Genomic DNA, 2,521 nt, shown 5'->3' on the forward strand with positions numbered 1-2,521 from the left:
ACGGCCAAGGAGATCACCGACCGCATCACGACCACCGCCGACCACCCACCGGCGGCGCGGGCCGGGCGTAGAGTGGGTCGATGGCTGACGGGTGGGAGGCGGACGGCGCCGGGGTGGTGCGGTTGCCGTCGGGCCGGCTGATCCGGGGGCGTGGGCTGCGGCGGCCGTTGGCGGGTGGGGCGGTGCCGTCGTTCGGGCTGTACCTGCTGGGCAAGCCGCCGCCGGCCGTCGAGTGGGCGTCGCGGTGGCTGCGGTGGCCGGACTTCCGGCTGCCGGCCGACCGGGTGGATGCCGCCGACGCGTTCCGGGAGCTGCTGGAGCGGTCCGGGAGCGAACGGGTCGAGGTCGCCTGCGCCGGCGGCCAGGGGCGGACGGGCACGGCCCTGGCCTGCGTCGCGATCCTGGACGGCGTCCCGGCCACCGATGCCGTGGCCTGGATCCGGGACCACTACTCCCAGCACGCGGTCGAGACCCCCTGGCAGCGCCGGTACGTCACCCGCTTCTCCCCCTGAGCTCCCCGTGAGCCGCCACGATCGCGGACTTTTCGCGATCATGGCAGCGGCCAGGACACCGATCTGGACTCTCGGGCGGGGCACCTCGGAACGACCCCGACTCCCCGCACACTGGCCCATGATCGTGGGAAACATCTGGCTGCCTGGACGACCAGATGTTTCCCACGATCATGGACCCATCGACGGTCGCCACCGCGCGCACCGAGCCCTCGCCGGAAATATCCGAAATATCGGGCACGAACCTGCGAGGGGGTGACGGGCGCAGCGCAGCCAGGGCCGGGGAAAGCAGCCAGGGCAGGAGAGAACAGGACCGCCGAAGCTAGGGCGGCCAGCACCCGAGGCCAGCCAGCACGCAACACCAGCCAGCACGCGACACCAGCCAGCACCCGGCGCGAGCCAGCACGCGAGGCCAGCCAGCACGCGACGGCGGCGCCGCCGATGCAGCAACCCGCCGCCGCGTGAGTGAGGCGTGCCGGGTTACTCCTTGGCGGCCAGCGCTTGGATCGGGCGCTTACGGAGTAGGTGGGTCACCGGGAGGATCGTTGTGGCCAGGGCCAGCGTCGCAGTCGCGGCCAGGATGGTCGCGTAGGCGGGCCAGGGGACGTACGGGAGCAGGCGGCCCGTCGCCGTGTGCACCACCGACGTCAGGGTCACCGCGGCGATCGTGCCGCCCAGGAGCAAGGCCGTCCCCAGCAGCGCGGTCTGCTCGGCGTGGACCATGCGGCGGGTCTGGGCCTTCGTCGCGCCCGCCAGGCGGATCAGGGCCAGCTCGCGGGAGCGGGACAGGGCCGCCACCACCATCGTGTTCGCGGCGGCCAGCGCGGCGAAGGCCACCAGGACCGCGATCAGGAGGCGGTTCAGCCAGGCGCCCAGGGCCAGGTCGGTGGCCAGGCTCGCGGTCAGGGCGTCCGCCGACGTCACCACCGCGCCCGGGTGCGCGGCCAGCCAGTCGGACAGGGCCGACGCCACGTCCGCGCCCGGCTGCGCGGCGAGCGAACCGGACGGCGCAGGCCCCAACCCGGCACCCGGCTGCGCGGACAGCGAGGCGGACGGCACGGGCCCCAACCCGGCGCCCGGGTGCGCGGACGGCGAGGCGGACAGCGAGGCGGACGGCACGGGCCCCACCCCGGCGCCCGCGTGCGCGGACAGCCAACCTGACAGGTCGGTGCCCGGCGCCAGGCGGAGCAGGACGTGGTCGTCCGTCGCCGTCGCGGTGTGGCCGGCCACCGTTGCGCGGGTCAGGGTGACGTCGCCGAAGGCCAGGCCGCGGTCGTAGACGGCGGCCACGCGCAGCACCGTGGGGGTGCCGTCGCCGAGCCACAGCGAGACGCGGTCGCCCACGTCCCAGCCGTGGGTCGACGCCTGCAGCGACGACACGGCCAGGCTCGTCGCGTCCAGGTCGGCCAGGCTGCCGCGGCGGACCCGCAGGTCCAGGGTCGACGGCAGGTCGGCCGGGTCGACGGCCTGGGCCGGGAGCGACTCGGCGCCGTCGAGCACGCGGACCACGACCGCGGTGCGGTGCACGCCCGTGGCGGCGGTGACGCCGGGGAGCCGGCGGAGCTCGGCGGCCGCCGACGGGGGCAGGCCGCCGGGGGCGGTCACCGCGAGGGTGGCCACGGTGCCGGCCCGGTGCTGGGCGACCGTCTCGCGCTCCAGGTTGTCCTGGAGGAACCACACCGAGCCGCCCAGGCCGACCGCCAGCACGAGCGCGGTCAGGACGGTGACCGTGCCGCGGGCGTTGGCCCGCAGGTTGGCCGCGGCGAGCCGGCCGCCGGCGCCGAAGACGAGGCGCAGCGGGCGGGCGAGCAGCCGGGCGGCGGCAGCGTTGATCCACGGGGCGAGCAGGGCGACGGCGAGCACCAGCAGGTACAGCAGGCCGGTCGCGGACACCAGCGCCGCCATCCCGCCGGTGACGGCGGTGACCACGACGAGCGCGGCCCCGCCGGCGAGTGCGGCCAGGCCGGCGCCGAAGCGGAGGCGGCGGCGCGGGCGGGGCGGCTCGCCGGCCG

At 76.2% G+C, this 2,521-nt stretch carries 2 protein-coding genes; one reads left to right on the forward strand and one right to left on the reverse strand.

What is annotated here, in order from left to right; all coding sequences use genetic code 11:
* Positions 1-80 precede the first annotated feature (80 nt).
* Positions 81-512, forward strand: a complete 432-nt coding sequence (locus tag ABZS66_RS61280) for a protein-tyrosine phosphatase family protein (protein ID WP_354774159.1) — start codon at positions 81-83, stop codon at positions 510-512.
* Positions 513-989: 477 nt separating this feature from the next.
* Here ABZS66_RS61280 and ABZS66_RS61285 read toward each other — a convergent pair.
* On the reverse strand, positions 990-2,521 hold a 1,532-nt coding region (locus tag ABZS66_RS61285), incomplete at its 5' end, for an FtsX-like permease family protein (RefSeq protein WP_354774161.1).

Origin of the sequence: Dactylosporangium sp. NPDC005572 (assembly GCF_040605515.1) — a bacterium.
Classification (GTDB): domain Bacteria; phylum Actinomycetota; class Actinomycetes; order Mycobacteriales; family Micromonosporaceae; genus Dactylosporangium.